Raw genomic sequence first — 16,670 nt, forward strand, 5'->3', positions numbered from 1 at the left:
GTTTATTAAGCGTCGATTCCCAGGAGGTTTTTAGCCAGGATACCGATGACAAAGGATAGGAGCGCCACTGACATCGAGATAATGGCCATTTCACCAAATCTTCGGAGGAAAGGCTCGTCCTTGACTACGGATAAATAATAGTTAAAGAAAAGGATGATGAAGATAACGGTTGCAAGCATGATTACAAAAGCAACGGCATACAAGTGAGCAGGCAGTAGCAAATAAGGAAGTACTAATAGGGCTACCGTTACCAAATAGGCGATGCCGGTATAAAGGCTTGATTTAAGAGCATTTTTATTGCCGTCAGCACGCTCGGCTAGATAGTTTGAAGCAGCCATGGAAAGAGTAGCAGAGATGCCGGTAATAATGCCGGTCATCGCCACCATCTTAGTGTTGGCGAGAGCAAAGGTTACCCCAGCGATAGCGCCGGTAAGCTCAACGAGAGCGTCGTTAAGTCCAAGAACCATTGCCCCTACATAATGGAGACGCTCTTCATCTAGCATCTTAAAAAGCGCTTCTTCATGTTGCTCTTCTTCTTCGGCCATACGAGCAGCGAGAGGAATTTTCTGGGCCAGCTCGTTATAGCTAGCGGCACCCTTTTCTTCGCTTTTAGCCATTTGTTTGAGAACAAAGGTGAAGCCAAAGATGTATGAAAGCAGCTTCATAAAAAAGATAAAGAAGCCTCTAGGCTTAACGTCTTCCCCGGTTATTTCTTTCCAGGTTTTTGCGTGCTTTGTTTCTTCTTCACCCATAGTTTTTAAAACTTTTTTGTTTTCCGGATTTTTTTCTCGCTTAGCGAGAAAATCATAGATGATAGCACCTTCTACTTCATCTACTTGTGACTTATAGACTGCGGCCAGTAGTTCGGCACTGAGTTCGGATCTTTTCATAAATAGTCCTCCAATCATTCTTAGTGTATAAGTATTGTACTAGCAAAAAGCGAGCCTGGCAACTACTGCCAGGCTCGTATTAGAAAGGAGAACTTAAACATGTTCAAAACTATTTGATTTCAATCAACTTTGCTTTTTCTTCTATTTTCTCTTTATCTTTAGGAAATTCTATCTTTAATACTCCGTCCTCGAAATTAGCCTTTACATCTTCCTGAGTGATCGCATCACCTACATAGAAGCTCCGGCGGCTAGAACCAGTGTAACGCTCTTTGCGAAGAATCTTGCCTTCTTCGTCTTTTTCTACCTTTTCTTCCTTAGAACCGGCGGAAATAGTTAAGTAGCCATCTTTAATCTCGGCCTTTACATCTTCTTTCTTATATCCAGGTAGCTCCACCTCAAGCATGTAATTGCCGTTCTTTTCTTTCACGTCTGTCTTCATTACATGGGATTCGGCATTGCTATATGCTCCGTTAAAAAATGGGCTTCTAAACATCTCATCGAAAAAATTATTATAACTTCTGTTTGCTAATAACATCATCATTACCTCCTATAATCATTACCAAAATATTTAACTCTTTGTTGCTATACATGTAATATAACACGCGTTGTTAGCACTGTCAAGTGGTGAGTGCTAATTTTTTTAAAAAAAGTTTAAACCTTGACTTTTACTGGGAAAAAGGCAATAATAGGTATGCACAGATAAGCTTTAGGGCTTGTACTGGTTTCGACGGGGATTCAGAAGTTTGAGAAGCCATCCGTAGTGGGGCACTACGTTAAAAGTTCCAACAAAATTTAAACGCAGACGAAAATTTAGCGTACGCAGCCTAGTTAGGCTGTAGTCGCCCTAAGGTATTCCGCAGCCTTAGACGCGGCTTCAAATGAAGCGGAGCACTTTGTACCCAAAGCTTTGCGGGTATAAAAGAACTTATGAAGCTACCGACGCCACGAACCTGTCATTAGGTGCTTGGTCGGGGGAATCTTAAAATAATGACTGTGATGGGAGATGCTTGAAGGGAAGAGTTTTCGGACGCGGGTTCAACTCCCGCCAGGTCCACTAACAAAAGAAGCTACAAACATGGTTTTTACCGTGTTTGTAGCTTCTTTTGGTTTGTAAACAGTTGATTTAATTCTCTTCGATTTCAGGAACTTCAACCCAAGAACGAGTGCGAGCGGAGGTCAAAATAGCATCAGAAATCAGTTCTATTGCATATCCGTCTCGGAAATTAGGCGATGTTTCGCCGCTTTCGGCAATTGCTTTAAAAAAGTCGTAAGTTTCTACAATTTTTGTCTCGGTATAGCCGATTCCTAAAGCGGGAATCGGCCAGAGTCCGTCGCCATAAGGATGGTTAGGACCGGTGTATACGGTGCGGAATCCACGACGATCGGATTTGTCATCAGCAAAGCATACTTGAAGCTCGTCGCGGCGTTCATAGTTGAAATATACAGAACCTTTCGTGCCGTGGATTTCGAAGGTGATATAGTTGTTTCGTCCCCAAGCGTTTCGGGTAGCTTCGATGCTACCAAAAGCTCCGTTTTTGCACTCGATCATAAAAATACACTGGTCGTCAACATCCACGGGTTTGCGAGGAGTAGTATTGTCTGCTTTCACATTTCCCAAACTATCTATTCCGGCGTTTTGAATGGGCCGATCTTTGATATATGTGGCTGTGCGAGCGTTAACTCTAGCAAAATCACCAACAAGGAAGCGTAACATGTCAACAACGTGAGTACCGATATCTCCGAGCGCGCCGCTGCCACAGATATCCTTTTGGAAGCGCCATGACAGTGGCGAAGAAGGATCGGCAGACCAATCTTGGAGATAGGTGCCACGAAAGTCAAGAATATCGCCAAGAGCGCCTTCATCGATGTATTTTTTCGCTAATTGAACGGCGGGCGTACGACGGTAGTTAAAAGCAACCATGGTGGTTACTTTGTTGTCGCGAGCAGCGATATACATATCCTTTGCTTCGCTTGGAGTAAGTGATAGCGGTTTCTCGCAAAGGATGTGTTTTCCGGCTTTTGCAGCAGCAATAGCGATTTCGGCATGTGTATTATTGGGGGTGCAGATATCGACAACGTCGATGTTTGGATCGTTTACGATATCTTGCCAATTGGTGGTGTAAGTCTCGAAGGCAAATTTTTCCTTTGCCTCTTTTGCAAGGGTTTCATTAACATCAGCGATAATCTTTTTAACAGGTATTGCGGGAGCGGGCCAAAAAAACATAGGCATTCCCGCGTAAGCTATGGAGTGCGCTTTAGCCATAAAGCCGGCACCAACCATTCCAATATTCATTTTTTCCATAATGTATCCTCCTAGATTACAAATTGTCTCATATAGTTGTATGAAAGGTTTAAAGAGTCTAAAACCTTTTGGTGAGTAGTTTCAAAAGCTTTGTCTTCGATTTCGATACAGGTGTAGCTGTCATAACCGATATCGGTTAACGCAGAGACATACTTTCCCCAATCCACATCCCCGAGTCCAGGTAGCTTCGGCGACATAAATTCTAAAGGATATGCCAAGGAACCGACATCGTTTAACCGATCTTGATAAACCTTGATATCTTTGTAGTGGACGTGAAAAATCTTATCTTTAAATTCGTAAAGAGGCTTGATGTAATCGATATTTTGCCATACAAAGTGCGATGGATCGTAATTGAGACCGAAGTTTGGGCTAGGAACGAGTTCAAACGCTTTGCGCCATATTGCTGGTGTAGACATGAGGTTTTGTCCGCCAGGCCATTGATCGGGGCCGAATAGCATCGGGCAATTTTCAATAGCGATTCTAACGTTTTGATTCTCTGCTAGCTTGATTAGAGGTGTCCATATTTCTTTAAAAATCTCCAGGTTTCTTTCAATGGTCAAATTTTGGACGCGGCCAATAAAGGTGGTTATCGTGTCGACGCCTAGTTTAGGGGCAGCCATAATCATGGCCTCAAGGTGCTTGACGGCCTTGGCGCGTTCGGTCATATCATCGGTTATGGTGTTTGGATAGTAGGCAAGTGCAGAAATTTCCACTTCTTTTTTCTGACAGTAAGCTTTTATATCGGAAATGTACTCCGGAGTAAGTTCAGAAATATCTATATGAGTAACTCCAGCGTAGCGCCTAGTTGCTTTTTCCTTTGGCCAACAAGCGACCTCTACACATTCGTATCCGATTGAGGACGCAGTATCGATTACTTCTTTGAATGAACAAGTATCTAAAATAGAACTGATAAAACCTAATTTCATTATAAACTCCTTTCGATAAAATAATTGTATTTATTTGCGCAAATTTTTATCTGATTTAATTATGAAACAAAAAATACGAAAAGTCAACACAGATTATTTGTGCAAAATGCTACAAAAACGCTAGAATTAGCCCTAATGGTTAAAAAGTATTGACAAACAAAGAAAAACAAGGTATGATTTACGCAAATAAAAATTTGCGCAAATTAAAGAAAAAGAAAGGAAAGTTACAAAGATATGAGACTGGGATATATGACGAATGCGTTTGGTCCTCTAGTAGGAGATGGCGCTGGTGTAACTAGTGTAAAGGATATCCGCTATTTAACAATGGGGGATGACGAACAGATTCTAAAGCAGATTACGGAAGTTGGATTTAAAAGTATCGAGGTTTTAGAAGGAAATTTAACTAAATATAGTGGAGATCTTGCAGTTTTAAAAGATATGTTAAAGAAGTACGATGCAGAATTGATGAGTGTGTGTGTAGGAGCTAATTTCATCTATAAAGATGCTCTCGAGGATGAAATGTATCATATGGAAGCTGTGGCAAAAGCGGCAAAAGAAGTAGGTGCTACCTATATCGCTTTATGTGGTGGGGCTATTCGCGGCAAAGGAATCCAAGATGGAGATTACAAGTTGTTAGGTGAAGGACTTGATGAGGCGCGAAAGGTGTTTGACGCTTATGGTCTTGAGGCGAGTTACCACCCGCATTTAGGATCGATGGCGGAAAGCCCAGATCAAATCGATAAATTATTTGCTGTTACCGATATTGCAATTTGCCCGGATCTTGCTCATCTTGCGGCTGGCGGTGGGAATCCTTTAGAAATAGTGAAGAAATACTATGATCGCATTTCTTTCATGCATTTGAAGGATCTTGATGACAATGGCTTTGCTCCTTTGGGAACGGGACGTATCGATATTGTAAGTATCTTGGACTATTTAAAAGAAAAAGGCTATAAGGGCGATTATCTGGTGGAGATAGATGGCTACGCAGGTGATCCGCTAGAAGCGTGTCGGGTTTCTTATGATTTCTTAAAAGGAAAATTATTTTAATTCAAAGTGAAAGTGAGGAGAAAAGTATGAAAAAGCGAGTGGTAGCAAGTTTGATGTGTGTGGTTTTAATGATGTCGTTATTAATTGGCTGTGGTCAAAATTCGGACTCATCTGATGATGCAGGGAAAGAAAGTCCGCAGACAGAGACGGCATCGTCGAGTAAGGCAAGTACAGGGGAGATTCTATCTACTAGTCCTAATGGAGAAGTGGCCACACCGGCATCAGAGTTAGAGTTAACAGAAGAAGAGAAGGCTCAGGTAAGAGAAGGGAACTACACAGCAGCGGTTGCGCTTCATTATGGTGGTAATGACTGGTCAACATCTCAGGTGAAAGGGTTAACGGATACTTTTGCTGAACTAGGGATAAAGATTGTGGCCACAACGGATGCAAACTTTTCAGCAGAGCAGCAGGTGTCTGATATCGAAACGATTATGGCGAAGAAACCGGACATTTTAGTTAGTTTACCGACGGATGCAACTGCGACTGCCGACGCATACAAGAAGGCGGCAGAGTCAGGTATCAAAATTGTGTTCATGGATAACATTGCAAAGGGAATGAAAGCTGGTTCAGATTATGTGAGCTGCGTTTCGGCGGACAATTACGGAAATGGATTAATTGCCGCAGATTTGATTGGTGAAAAGTTAGGTGGCAAAGGAAAAGTAGGTGTTATTTACTATGAAGCAGACTACTTTGTGACTAATCAACGCTTAGAAGCTTTTGAAGCGCAAATGGCAGAGCAGTATCCTGATATTGAAATTGTTTCTAAATTAGGTTTTACGGATGAAAATGGGTGTGCGGAAATTGCTGATGCTATGTTGACGCAGAACCCTAACATTGAAGCTATTTTTGCACACTGGGATATTCCGGCTGAAGGAGTGCTGTCAGCTTTAAGAGCAGCAGGGCGTGAAGATGTATATCTAAGCACTATAGATTTAGGAAACAATATTGCAAAAGAGATTGCTGAAGGTAATGTTTTGGGTGTTGGTGCACAACTTCCGTACGACCAAGGTGTTGCCGAGGCTACGCTAGCAGCATACGCCCTGTTAGGGAAAGAAACGCCTCCATACGTGGCAGTTGCGGCAAAACGGGTAGAGAAAAGCAATATTTTAGAAGGGTATACGGATGTTTTTCATGTAGAGGCACCGGACTGGCTTAAAGACGCAGCAAAATAGAAATGAGAAGCGGAGATAGATATGGCGAAATATGTATTAGAAATGCAAGGCATTAACAAGAGTTTCGGTGTACCGGTTTTAAAAGATGTGGACTTTAAACTAAAGAAGGGTGAAGTGCATGCGTTAATTGGCGGGAACGGTGCAGGAAAATCGACGCTTATGAAGATTATGACCGGAGTTTATACGAAAGATGCGGGGCGAATTCTGGTTGAGGGAAGCGAGAAGAATATCCGTAATACTCACGATGCAAGGAAATATGGTATTGGCATGATTTTTCAAGAACTTTCCTTAGTACAAACTATGACGGTGGCGGAGAATATTTATCTAGGTGATGAAGTTGTAGTAAACGGCTTTCGTGATGCTAAGTTCATGAATAGGCAGGCTAAAGAAGTGCTGGAAGAGCTGGGGATCGAAGTGGATCCCCAAACGAAAGTCGACTCATTAAGCGTGGGATTGAGTCAAATGGTAGAGATTTCCAAGGCAGTTGCCAAGGATGCGAAGATTTTAGTTTTTGATGAACCGACAGCTTCTTTATCGGAGGCGGAAACGCGTCAACTTTTTAAGATGATTGAAGAGCTAAAAGAAAAGGGTGTTTCGATAGTATATATCTCTCACAGAATGAGTGAAATCATGGAGATTGCTGACTCACTTACCGTGCTTCGAGATGGCGCAGTGGTGCATACTGGTGCGATAGCGGATATCGATTTAGACGGTATTATCACGCATATGATTGGTGGCGCGGCTAATAAAAAATTCGACTGGGTTGAAAGAAAGTATGACGAGAAAGGCGAAGATATTTTGACCGTTGAGCATTTACGTGTGAATGAGAAGATATCAGATATTTCCTTTTCCTTGAAAAAGGGGGAGATATTGGGATTTGCAGGTTTGATGGGAAGCGGTCGTACAGAGATTTTAGAAACACTATTTGGACTTACGAAAAAACAAGCAGGTTCTATCAAACTTAAAGGCAAAGAATTAAACCTTAAGAGTACCAAAGATGCAGTTCGGGAAGGATTGGCGTTGATTCCGGAGGATCGGAGAAAGAAAGGCTTGGTCTTGATACATTCTCTTAAAGCGAATGCAATCCTACCAATTGTAGGAAAGCTACGAACGAAAGGTATCTTTATTGATGAAAAAAGAGCGAATAAGCTGGCGGAGGATAACGTTCGCGAGTTAAATGTTCGAACCGATGGCATTCACAAGCGAATAAACCTGCTTTCGGGTGGTAATCAGCAGAAAATAGTCATTGCCAAGTGGTTAAACGTTCACCCGGAAGTGATGATGTTAGATGAGCCGACCGCAGGTGTAGACGTTGGTGCTAAAGCAGAAATAATCGATTTAATCCGTGGGTTTGCGGACACTGGAAAAGGCGTGCTGTTCGTGTCTTCGGAGTTAACTGAGCTCATGGCGGTATGTGATCGAATAATTGTGCTATATGATGGAAAGATTACGGGTGAGCTTAATCGACGAGATATGAATACGGAGGTGGAACTTCAACATGCAATTCAACAAAAGTAAGAAAAATATTGAATGGGATAAATATATGGTATACATCATCTTTGTTGCTGTGTTTATCTTGTTCGCAATTATACTAGGTGACGAAGGTTTTTTGAATCCTAATAACCTGATCAATATTCTAAGGCAGACAGCGATGATATCGATTATGGCAGTAGCGGGAACTTTCGTTATGGCAGCAGGACAAATAGATTTAACGGTGGGGTCAATTACAGCGATGACTGCTATGTTTGTATCCTTGGTTATCCAATCGACAAATAGTATTCTTTTGGCGATTCTGGTTGGTTTAGGATTTGGCTGTGGTGTAGGATTTATCAATGGAATTTTGGTGACTAAACTCAAACTCCCGGCGTTTCTGGCTACCCTGGGAATGATGCAAATCGTTCGTGGTGGGGCGATGTGGATTACCGATACGGCAGCGGTTCCGATTGCTAATACAACATTTAATAAAGTATTTGGAATTGGCGATGTAATGGGGATACCGGTTTTGGTGCTATGGACGATTTTATTCTATATTGTCGGAGTTTTGCTCTTTAACAAGACAGCTTTTGGTCGACATACCCTTGCGACTGGTGGTAATGAAATGTCGGCAATCTATAGTGGTATCAAAACGGCACGAGTAAAAATTATTGCTTTTACCATGTCAGGCGCTTTTGCTGCCTTTGCGGGCATGATGTACGCAGGCAGGATGCAAGCAGGGCGCTATTCTTATGGAGAAGGCGATGAGATGTCGGTAATTGCCTCGGTTGTTTTAGGTGGGACTTCCATGGCTGGTGGTACAGGGTCGGTTGTCGGCGCTTTGTTTGGTTCGATTCTAATGGGAATTCTAAATAATGCTCTTATTTTAGCAGGGCTAAGCTCGGCTCAACAGACAATGGTAAAGGGAGCAATTATCATTGTCGCCGTAGCGATTAGTAATTTGACTCAAAGAAAAAAGAATAATTAGTTTATAAATTAGGAGGTAGAATAAAAATGAAGAAATTAAACATTGGATTAGTTGGCGCGGGATTTATGGGAAAAGCGCATGTGGTTGGTTACTCAAATATGCCTAAACTATTTTGGCCAGCTCCAGCAATGCCGGTTTTTAAAACGGTGTGTGACATTGTACCAGAAATTGCCGAAGAGGCCAAAGAAAGATTTGGGTTTGAACGTTGTTGTACAGATTGGCACGATATTGTAAACGATCCAGAGATTGATGTGGTTAGTATTTGTACCCCGAACAATGCTCATGCAGAGGTGGCGATTGCTGCTCTTGAAGCAGGAAAGCACGTGATTTGCGAAAAGCCGATAGCATCTAAACTTGAAGATGCAAAAGCGATGGCAGAAGCTGCGAAGGTGGCTGCTGATAAAGGCATTGTGAGTATGAATGCATATCAATATCGCCGAGTGCCGGCTATTGACTTGGCGAAAAAGTTTATCGATGAAGGTTCGATTGGAAAGATTCTAAACATTAGATGTACATATTTACAGAGTTGGTCCGCAGATCCGGATTCACCATTATCTTGGAGATTCCAGAAGGACATCGCCGGAGCAGGAACACTAGGAGATATTACTTCTCACGTGATTGATATTGCCCAATATCTTGCAGGTGATATCGATGAGGTCGTATCAATGATGCAAACGTATATTAAAGAAAGGCCAGTTCAAGAAGGTGGCGTTGATTTACTTGGCACAGTGAAGCTTGGAGCAGATGCGCCACGTCAAGAGGTGGACGTAGATGATGAAAACTCCTTCTTGGTCAAATTCAAGAGTGGTGCTGTGGGAAGTATCGAGGCGACTAGAAATGCTTGGGGTCGCAACAACTTTATCACCATTGAGCTACACGGTACGGAGGGATCTTTAGCCTTTAATTATGAAAGATTAAATGAGTTACAGGTTTGTTTTGCAAAGGATCCGGATGATCGGCGCGGGTTCAAGACGATCTATACAGGTCCGGCTCACTTCCACGGTGAAGCGACTTGGAATATCCCGGGTATGAACATAGGTTACGGTGAGTTAAAAGCTATTGAAATGTATGAATTTGTTAAAGCGATTGCCGAGGGGTATCAACCATCGACGAGCTTTGAAGTGGGATACAGAATTGAAAGAGTATGTGAAGCAGTTGCGGAGTCGGCTGAAAATAAGAAGTGGGAAAAGGTTCGCGATTAACTAAGGAACAGTTTATGGGATGGAGTCTGCCGTTTGGCAGGCTCTGTTTGCAAAAAAAGAAGAAACAAATTTGCGCAAGTGAAATTGACTTTGCCTTGTGTGAATTATATAATGAGTGACAAGTGATGATAAAAATCAGAAAAGCGAGGATCAATATATGGCAACGATTAATGATATTGCTAAAAAGGCTAATGTTTCGACCTCGACTGTATCCCATGTCGTAAACAAAACCAGATTCGTGAGTCCAGAGCTAGTTGAACGCGTTGAGCGAGCAATCGCAGAATTAGATCACCCACCTAATTTTGTAATTAAAAAAACTTCTCAAAAAGTACCCTTAGAAGTGGGGAAATATATCTTGATTCTCCTTACTGATCAAGGAAGTAATTTTCAGCGCCAAGTAGAGAGACAGGTTGAATTACATTTGAAGAATACGGAGTATACACCGATTGCCATGAAATGCATTGACGATGTGGCGGCGATAGAAGGATTTATAAAACCGTTGTTGGAATCGGACTCGGTCTCAGGTGTTATCGTTTTTCCTGATGATAACAATATCTTACTGAGGCAAATCTTAGGTAAGCACAAGGTGCCGGTTGTTGTTCTTGGACATGAGGTAGAAGGGTATCTGGCGGATGTGATTTCGTCGGATACGGCGGGTGGAGCCTTTAAGGCGATGAAACATCTTATAAATAAGGGGCATGAAAGAATTGCTTTTCTTGGTAGTGGCAAAGAGGGTTCGTCCATGCGGTTAGATGGATATAAAAAATGCCTTGAAGAATATGGTATATCATACCGAGAAAACTATGTGTTTTCTTCGCTGGAAAATGAACGACAGGTTTTTGATACGCTTGACCAGTTGCTGAGCGGAGCGGAGATGCCCACAGCGATTTTTGCAGCTAATTACGCGGTGGTTGTGCCTCTTCTGAAATATGTGGAAGCGCATAATATCTTATGTCCGGATGAGATATCAATTGTAAGTTTTAATAACTTTGAATGGGCGCCTTTGCATTCGCCGGCGATCACGACGATTGAACAAGATGTGGAAGAAACCGGAAGACTAGCTGTGGCGACCTTACTGCAAAGGGTGCAGAATCAAGAATATGCGAATTTGCCTGTAAACAAAAATATCTACCAGCATCACCAACTAGGTACGCAAATTGCGGTGCGTTCATCTACAGGTGGTATAGGTCGTGGTCCCTTTGGGGAAAGGGCGGCTCAAGCAGGAGAAATAATTTTGTCGGAGAGTGAAGTGGAAGCTCTGAGACAGAAGAAGCTCACGGCAGCGATTTGTTTTCATTATGCGGGAAAAGCATGGATGGAATTACACCAAAGAGGGATTAGAGACGTTTTTGATAACTTAGGAATCTCGCTGATTTCAGTTACGGATGCTCATTTTGATTCAGAGTTGCAGTGTCGGCAGCTAGACAGTCTTCAGATATTAAAACCCGATATTGTTATTGCTATTCCAACGGATAATCAAAAGACTAGCGCTGCGTTTAAGCGGGTCGTTGACAGTGATTCGAAACTAGTTTTGATTACTAATGTCCCCGACGGCTTGACGCCGGATGATTATGTTACTTGTGTTTCTGTAAATGAACGATCTCATGGCCAAAACATGGGGCATGGGTTAGGTGAATACATGAGTAAACATAACTTAAAAAATTATGGCATGGTTATTTATGATGCGAATTTCTATGCAACTAATCAGCGGGATAATGCGGCAAAGCAGGTAATGAGCGAAGAGTACCCCGAGCTACACCTGTGCCAAGATTTAAAATTTACAAATGAAGAAGAAGTTTATAAGAAAACCTGTGAATTTGTAAATCGATATCCAGAAGTGGAAGCGTTTTACGTGTCTTGGGATGGACCGGCGATGGAAGTGCTAGCGGCGTTGTCGGATATGGGACGTTCAGAAGTTGCCATTATTACCAGCGATTTGGATAGCGCGGATGCGCTGAATATGGCAAAAGGCGGTATGATAAAAATGTTGAGTGCTCAATGTCCTTATGAACAAGGACAAGCAATTGCCTGGGCAGCAGGAAACGCGATGTTGGGAAAAAAGACTCCTTCTTTTATTGGGGTTGAACCGGTTAGCGTTACGCCGGATAATTTGTTGAAATCATGGAAACGCATTTTTAAGGAGAATCCAAGCGCGGAGCTAGTTCAAGCTTTTAAAGAAAATCCAAATTATGTAACGACAGAAGAAGATTAATAATATATAAAAATGGAGCCTTTATCTAGAGGCTCCGTCTTTTTTTACAGAAAGTGCGAAAGTTAGACGCAGAATTGACACAAAAAAGGCGTACAATATGGTAAAATCTAATCATTGTATAATCGTGCTTGGCACATGAAACTAGTGGGAGGAAAAATAAGATGAATCATAATACCATATTAGTAGTTGATGACGAAGAGAGAATGCGGACGTTGATTAAGGATTTTCTTACCCGAGAAGGCTATAATGTTCTCGAAGCGAACGATGGCATGGAAGCGATGGAAGTTTTTTATAATAATAAAGACATAGCGCTAATTCTGTTAGATGTAATGATGCCCAAGATGGATGGCTGGCAGGTATGCCGGGAGATCAGAGAAACCTCGAAGGTGCCGATTATTATGCTGACGGCTAGAGGGGAAGAAAGAGATGAATTAAAGGGGTTTGAACTAGGTGTAGATGAATATATTGCCAAACCCTTTAGCCCCAAGGTGCTAGTAGCCAGAGTGAATGCCCTTCTTCGCCGTACTTATAATACGGAGGCAGGAGATGCGGTGACCGCCGGAGAGATTACTCTTGATAAGGCGGCTCATGAAGTAAAGGTAGACGGTATTGAAGTCGAACTTAGCTACAAAGAGTTTGAGCTACTGGCTTATTTTATTGAAAATCAAGGGATTGCTCTTTCTAGAGAAAAAATCCTTAATAGTGTATGGAATTACGATTATTTTGGAGATGCCAGAACCATTGATACCCACGTGAAAAAGCTGCGGAGCAAGTTAGGCGAATGCGGGGATTATATTAAGACCATTTGGGGTATGGGTTATAAATTCGAGGTGGAATAGTGAAGAAATCTTTAAAGGGGCAACTGACAAAAATTTTTATAACGTTGATTGCCATGATGCTATTTGTGTTGATGATGCTTAACTTTAGTTTCTTGAGTCCGTATTACATCAGTCAGAAACTAGGTGAGTTTGATCGGATATACCATTCGATTGCGAACCAAAAGGCTGAGATTTTTGACATGGATAATGATGAGGCTAGAAGCCGAGTAAGTAAAATTGCGGAAAATAGCAATTCCCAATACTTTATTATCGACACCCAGCTATCGATGATGGTTTCCAATGCCAACGAGTTTGATGAGAAGAATCTCTCGGCGCAACTAGCTGGGTATCAGTTAGGGCAGGCGCAGAAGGATGGACGTCTGTTAGTGGGGGATGGGAATTATGAGATTTATCAAATACGCGATCCCAGAAACGATACGGAGTATATTGAAATGTGGGGGCAGCAGGGCAGTTCTTATTCATTTATTGTGCGTAGTCCTCTAGAAAGTATTCGGGAAAGCGTAACCATCTCCAATCGTTTTTTAATGATTGTGGGATTAGGAATGTGTGCTGTATGTAGTCTCTTGATCTGGGTTTTTGCAGAGAATATCACCAAGCCGATTAAGAAGCTGACGTATCTATCAGCTTGTATGGCCAATCTGGACTTTGATGCCAGGTATACGGGAAATGAGCAGAATGAAATCGGCGATCTGGGGATGAACTTTAACCGGATGTCGGAGAAGCTAGAGAAGACGATTTCGGAGCTTAAGCGAGCCAATAATAAGCTGGAACAGGATATTGAACGGAAGCAGAAAGAGGAAGAGCTGCGGAAGCAGTTTTTGGGAAGCGTTTCCCACGAGCTAAAGACGCCAATTGCCTTGATTCAGGGATATGCCGAAGGGCTTAAAGATGGCATTACCCAGGATCCAGAAAGCCAAAGGGAATACTTAAATGTGATTCTTGACGAGGCTGGAAAGATGAACGAGATGGTTCGTAACCTCTTAAAGCTTAATGAGCTAGAGCTTGGCGGCGACGACGTTGTCTTCACCCGCTTTAACCTAACGGAGCTGGTTAGAGAAGTGGTTAATAGTATGGAAATTATGATTAGGCAAAAGGAAGCGGTGTTGTGCTTTAAAACCGAGGAAGACATATATGCCTGGGCGGATCCCTATAAAATAGAGCAGGTGGTTCGTAATTACTTAAGCAATGCCCTGCAGCATTTGGACGGCGATAAAGTGATTGAGGTGAAGATTAACCAGCATGAAGATAAGCTTCGGGTGTCCGTCTTTAATACCGGTTCACCGATTTCGGAAGAGGATATTAACCATATCTGGGATATGTTCTATAAAGCTGATAAGGCGAGAACCAGGGCGTATGGCGGCAATGGCATTGGGCTTTCGATTGTGAAGGCGATTATGGATTCCCTCCATCAGGAATTCGGCGTAACAAACTACGATAACGGCGTGGAATTCTGGTTCGAGTTGGATGCGAAGTAAGGAATAAAGTAAGAAATAGAGTGAGGAAGAGAGCGAGGAAAAGAAGTAGAGTGATAGCAATAATTGATTATGATGCAGGAAATATGCGCAGTGTGGAAAAGGCCCTTTTATACCTAGGGGCAGAGGTGAAGGTGACCCGTGATAGAGAGGAGCTTTTAGCAGCTGATAAGGTGGTGCTTCCAGGTGTTGGCAATTTCGGCGATGCCATGAGCAAATTGAAAGAGTACAATCTAATCCCGACCATTAAAGAAGTGGCCGCTAGCGGCAAACCGTTCTTAGGTATCTGTCTCGGCCTTCAGCTTCTATTTGAAAGCAGCGAGGAGAGCCCAGGGGTAGAAGGACTTTCCCTTCTCCCAGGAAAGATAGTAAAGTTTCCGGTAACTCCAGGTTATAAGATTCCGCATATGGGGTGGAATTCTTTGAACTTTAAAAATGCTGGGCGTCTCTTCGCGGGCCTTGGTGAGAATAGCTTTGTGTATTTCGTCCATTCTTATTATCTAGAAGCGGCCAAAAAGGAAATGGTCAAAGCGACTAGCGATTACATTTTAGAATTCGATGCTTCGATTGAGCGAGGGAATGTGTTTGGCTGTCAATTTCACCCGGAAAAAAGCGGGGATGTGGGGCTTCAGATTTTACAAAACTTTGTAGCTTTAGAGGAGGGAAAATAAATGCATACGAAAAGAATTATTCCGTGCTTGGACGTTCATGAAGGACGGGTGGTAAAAGGCGTTAATTTCGTCAATTTGCAGGATGCTGGCGATCCGGTGGAGATTGCCAAAGCGTATAATAGCGCTGGTGCTGATGAGTTAGTATTTTTAGATATTACCGCTTCCTCCGATGCGAGAGAAACGGTGGTAGAGATGGTGCGAAAGGTGGCCGAACAGGTCTTTATTCCGTTTACCGTTGGCGGTGGAATTCGAACGGTAGAGGATTTTCGGACTCTCCTTAGAGAAGGTGCGGATAAGATTTCCATTAATTCCTCGGCTATCGATAACCCTCAGTTGATTCGGGAAGCAGCGGACAAATTTGGTTCCCAGTGCGTGGTGGTGGCGATAGATGTGAAGAAACGAGCAGATGGAAGCGGCTGGAACGTCTATAAGCTAGGAGGCCGTCTCGATACAGGACTGGACGCCGTCGAGTGGGCAAAGGAAGTAGCCGCTTTAGGAGCTGGTGAAATTTTGCTAACGAGTATGGACGGTGACGGGACGAAAGCCGGTTATGATTTAGAGGTAACCCGGGCCGTTGCGGAAAGTGTGAACATCCCGGTTATCGCTTCAGGTGGTGCTGGCGAGTGTAAGCATTTTTTGGAAGCGTTGACAAAAGGCAAAGCCGATGCCGCTTTAGCCGCCTCTTTATTCCACTTTAAGGAGCTGGAAATTAGAGAAGTGAAAGAGTATTTAAATGAACACGGGGTACCCGTGCGTTTGACATAGGAGAGAGTGATGGGCTTAACAGGTGCTTGGAAAGAGGCTTTAGCAGGAGAGTTCAAAAAGCCGTATTATAAAGAGTTATATCTAAAAGTAGGGGAAGAATACAGTAAGTATCAGGTGTTTCCTGAAAAGGACGATGTTCTTAATGCGTACCGCATGACCCCTCTAGAAAATGTGAAGGTAGTTATTCTTGGCCAAGATCCTTATCACAATATCGGTCAGGCTCACGGTCTGAGCTTTTCCGTTAAAAAGGGGGTAGACATTCCGCCGTCGCTGCGAAATATCTATCAGGAGTTAGAGGCGGATTTAGGGTGCCGGACTCCTAACCACGGCTGTCTTGAGCAGTGGGCAAAAGAAGGGGTCTTGCTCCTTAACACTGTTTTGACAGTAAGGGCCCATGAGGCGAATTCCCATCAAGGGTTGGGCTGGGAACAGCTAACGGATGCGACAATTAAAGTGTTAAATGAGGTGGATAGACCACTGGTCTTTATCTTGTGGGGGGCACCGGCCAAGCGGAAGATGGCGATGCTGAATAACCCGAAGCATTTAGTGCTAACCGCTCCTCATCCGAGTCCTTTGTCAGCTTATCGCGGTTTTTTTGGCAGCAAACCATTTTCGAAAACGAATGAATATCTGATGGCCAATCAGGTCTCGCCAATCAATTGGTGCCTTGAATAAATGAATAAGTAAATAAATATAAAAAACTTGCCCCAA

The 16,670-nt window shown here is 42.9% G+C and carries 15 protein-coding genes and 1 other RNA gene; 12 read left to right on the forward strand and 4 right to left on the reverse strand.

What is annotated here, in order from left to right; translation table 11 throughout:
• Positions 1 to 5 precede the first annotated feature (5 nt).
• Together NHH16_RS10515 and NHH16_RS10520 are read right to left on the reverse strand one after the other, a co-directional pair.
• Entirely contained in the window at positions 6 to 890 is an 885-nt protein-coding gene (locus NHH16_RS10515; protein ID WP_262069561.1) for a VIT1/CCC1 transporter family protein, read from the reverse strand.
• Between the two features lie 109 nt (positions 891 to 999).
• Positions 1,000 to 1,428 (reverse strand): Hsp20/alpha crystallin family protein, encoded by a 429-nt coding sequence (locus NHH16_RS10520; RefSeq protein ID WP_262069610.1) that lies wholly within the window; start codon positions 1,426 to 1,428, stop codon positions 1,000 to 1,002.
• 171 nt (positions 1,429 to 1,599) lie between these two features.
• Here NHH16_RS10520 and ssrA point away from each other — a divergent pair.
• Positions 1,600 to 1,947: a transfer-messenger RNA gene (ssrA, locus tag NHH16_RS10525) on the forward strand.
• Between the two features lie 66 nt (positions 1,948 to 2,013).
• On the opposite strand, the gene NHH16_RS10530 is transcribed toward ssrA, so the two are convergent.
• Together NHH16_RS10530 and NHH16_RS10535 are read right to left on the reverse strand one after the other, a co-directional pair.
• Positions 2,014 to 3,192 (reverse strand): levoglucosan dehydrogenase, encoded by a 1,179-nt coding sequence (locus NHH16_RS10530; protein WP_262069562.1) that lies wholly within the window; start codon positions 3,190 to 3,192, stop codon positions 2,014 to 2,016.
• A gap of 11 nt (positions 3,193 to 3,203) precedes the next feature.
• Positions 3,204 to 4,118, reverse strand: coding sequence for a sugar phosphate isomerase/epimerase family protein (locus tag NHH16_RS10535; RefSeq protein ID WP_262069563.1), 915 nt, complete (start codon positions 4,116 to 4,118; stop codon positions 3,204 to 3,206).
• 234 nt (positions 4,119 to 4,352) lie between these two features.
• Here NHH16_RS10535 and NHH16_RS10540 point away from each other — a divergent pair, with 234 nt between their 5' ends.
• The 11 genes from NHH16_RS10540 to NHH16_RS10590 all read left to right on the forward strand — a co-directional run bounded on the left by NHH16_RS10540 (position 4,353) and on the right by NHH16_RS10590 (position 16,634).
• Positions 4,353 to 5,165 carry a sugar phosphate isomerase/epimerase family protein gene (locus NHH16_RS10540; RefSeq protein WP_262069564.1) on the forward strand — a complete coding sequence of 271 codons (813 nt, stop codon included), beginning with the start codon at positions 4,353 to 4,355 and terminating at the stop codon, positions 5,163 to 5,165.
• Between the two features lie 26 nt (positions 5,166 to 5,191).
• On the forward strand, positions 5,192 to 6,337 hold the full coding sequence (locus tag NHH16_RS10545; protein WP_262069565.1) for a substrate-binding domain-containing protein: 1,146 nt from the start codon (positions 5,192 to 5,194) through the stop codon (positions 6,335 to 6,337).
• 21 nt (positions 6,338 to 6,358) lie between these two features.
• Positions 6,359 to 7,855 (forward strand): sugar ABC transporter ATP-binding protein, encoded by a 1,497-nt coding sequence (locus NHH16_RS10550; protein ID WP_262069566.1) that lies wholly within the window; start codon positions 6,359 to 6,361, stop codon positions 7,853 to 7,855.
• A complete protein-coding gene (locus NHH16_RS10555) occupies positions 7,836 to 8,798 on the forward strand; it encodes an ABC transporter permease (RefSeq protein WP_262069567.1) in 963 nt (320 codons plus the stop codon). Before NHH16_RS10550 ends, NHH16_RS10555 begins: the two co-directional genes overlap by 20 nt.
• Before the next feature lie 26 nt (positions 8,799 to 8,824).
• Positions 8,825 to 10,000, forward strand: a complete 1,176-nt coding sequence (locus NHH16_RS10560; RefSeq protein WP_262069568.1) for a Gfo/Idh/MocA family protein — start codon at positions 8,825 to 8,827, stop codon at positions 9,998 to 10,000.
• Between the two features lie 157 nt (positions 10,001 to 10,157).
• Positions 10,158 to 12,212, forward strand: coding sequence for a LacI family DNA-binding transcriptional regulator (locus tag NHH16_RS10565; protein ID WP_262069569.1), 2,055 nt, complete (start codon positions 10,158 to 10,160; stop codon positions 12,210 to 12,212).
• 161 nt (positions 12,213 to 12,373) lie between these two features.
• Positions 12,374 to 13,051, forward strand: a complete 678-nt coding sequence (locus NHH16_RS10570) for a response regulator transcription factor (protein WP_262069570.1) — start codon at positions 12,374 to 12,376, stop codon at positions 13,049 to 13,051.
• Positions 13,051 to 14,526, forward strand: a complete 1,476-nt coding sequence (locus tag NHH16_RS10575) for a HAMP domain-containing sensor histidine kinase (protein ID WP_262069571.1) — start codon at positions 13,051 to 13,053, stop codon at positions 14,524 to 14,526. Before NHH16_RS10570 ends, NHH16_RS10575 begins: the two co-directional genes overlap by 1 nt.
• Positions 14,527 to 14,576: 50 nt before the next feature.
• Positions 14,577 to 15,194, forward strand: a complete 618-nt coding sequence (gene hisH / locus NHH16_RS10580; RefSeq protein ID WP_262069572.1) for an imidazole glycerol phosphate synthase subunit HisH — start codon at positions 14,577 to 14,579, stop codon at positions 15,192 to 15,194.
• A complete protein-coding gene (gene hisF, locus NHH16_RS10585) occupies positions 15,195 to 15,959 on the forward strand; it encodes an imidazole glycerol phosphate synthase subunit HisF (protein ID WP_262069573.1) in 765 nt (254 codons plus the stop codon). It begins immediately after the preceding gene.
• A gap of 9 nt (positions 15,960 to 15,968) precedes the next feature.
• Positions 15,969 to 16,634: a uracil-DNA glycosylase gene (locus NHH16_RS10590; protein ID WP_275982196.1), complete on the forward strand. Its 666-nt coding sequence runs from the start codon at positions 15,969 to 15,971 to the stop codon at positions 16,632 to 16,634.
• Positions 16,635 to 16,670 lie beyond the last annotated feature (36 nt).

The sequence above is a fragment of the Ohessyouella blattaphilus genome (genome assembly GCF_024721265.1).
Classification (GTDB): Bacteria; Bacillota; Clostridia; order Lachnospirales; family Lachnospiraceae; genus Aequitasia; species Aequitasia blattaphilus_A.

What these genes read in the sequence shown, in the direction of transcription:
- NHH16_RS10515 (WP_262069561.1), bottom strand. Translation starts at nt 890, where the DNA reads ATGAAAAGATCCGAACTCAGTGCCGAACTACTGGCCGCAGTCTATAAG.
- NHH16_RS10520 (WP_262069610.1), bottom strand. Translation starts at nt 1,428, where the DNA reads ATGATGTTATTAGCAAACAGAAGTTATAATAATTTTTTCGATGAGATG.
- NHH16_RS10530 (WP_262069562.1), bottom strand. Translation starts at nt 3,192, where the DNA reads ATGGAAAAAATGAATATTGGAATGGTTGGTGCCGGCTTTATGGCTAAA.
- NHH16_RS10535 (WP_262069563.1), bottom strand. Translation starts at nt 4,118, where the DNA reads ATGAAATTAGGTTTTATCAGTTCTATTTTAGATACTTGTTCATTCAAA.
- NHH16_RS10540 (WP_262069564.1), top strand. Translation starts at nt 4,353, where the DNA reads ATGAGACTGGGATATATGACGAATGCGTTTGGTCCTCTAGTAGGAGAT.
- NHH16_RS10545 (WP_262069565.1), top strand. Translation starts at nt 5,192, where the DNA reads ATGAAAAAGCGAGTGGTAGCAAGTTTGATGTGTGTGGTTTTAATGATG.
- NHH16_RS10550 (WP_262069566.1), top strand. Translation starts at nt 6,359, where the DNA reads ATGGCGAAATATGTATTAGAAATGCAAGGCATTAACAAGAGTTTCGGT.
- NHH16_RS10555 (WP_262069567.1), top strand. Translation starts at nt 7,836, where the DNA reads ATGCAATTCAACAAAAGTAAGAAAAATATTGAATGGGATAAATATATG.
- NHH16_RS10560 (WP_262069568.1), top strand. Translation starts at nt 8,825, where the DNA reads ATGAAGAAATTAAACATTGGATTAGTTGGCGCGGGATTTATGGGAAAA.
- NHH16_RS10565 (WP_262069569.1), top strand. Translation starts at nt 10,158, where the DNA reads ATGGCAACGATTAATGATATTGCTAAAAAGGCTAATGTTTCGACCTCG.
- NHH16_RS10570 (WP_262069570.1), top strand. Translation starts at nt 12,374, where the DNA reads ATGAATCATAATACCATATTAGTAGTTGATGACGAAGAGAGAATGCGG.
- hisF (WP_262069573.1), top strand. Translation starts at nt 15,195, where the DNA reads ATGCATACGAAAAGAATTATTCCGTGCTTGGACGTTCATGAAGGACGG.
- NHH16_RS10590 (WP_275982196.1), top strand. Translation starts at nt 15,969, where the DNA reads ATGGGCTTAACAGGTGCTTGGAAAGAGGCTTTAGCAGGAGAGTTCAAA.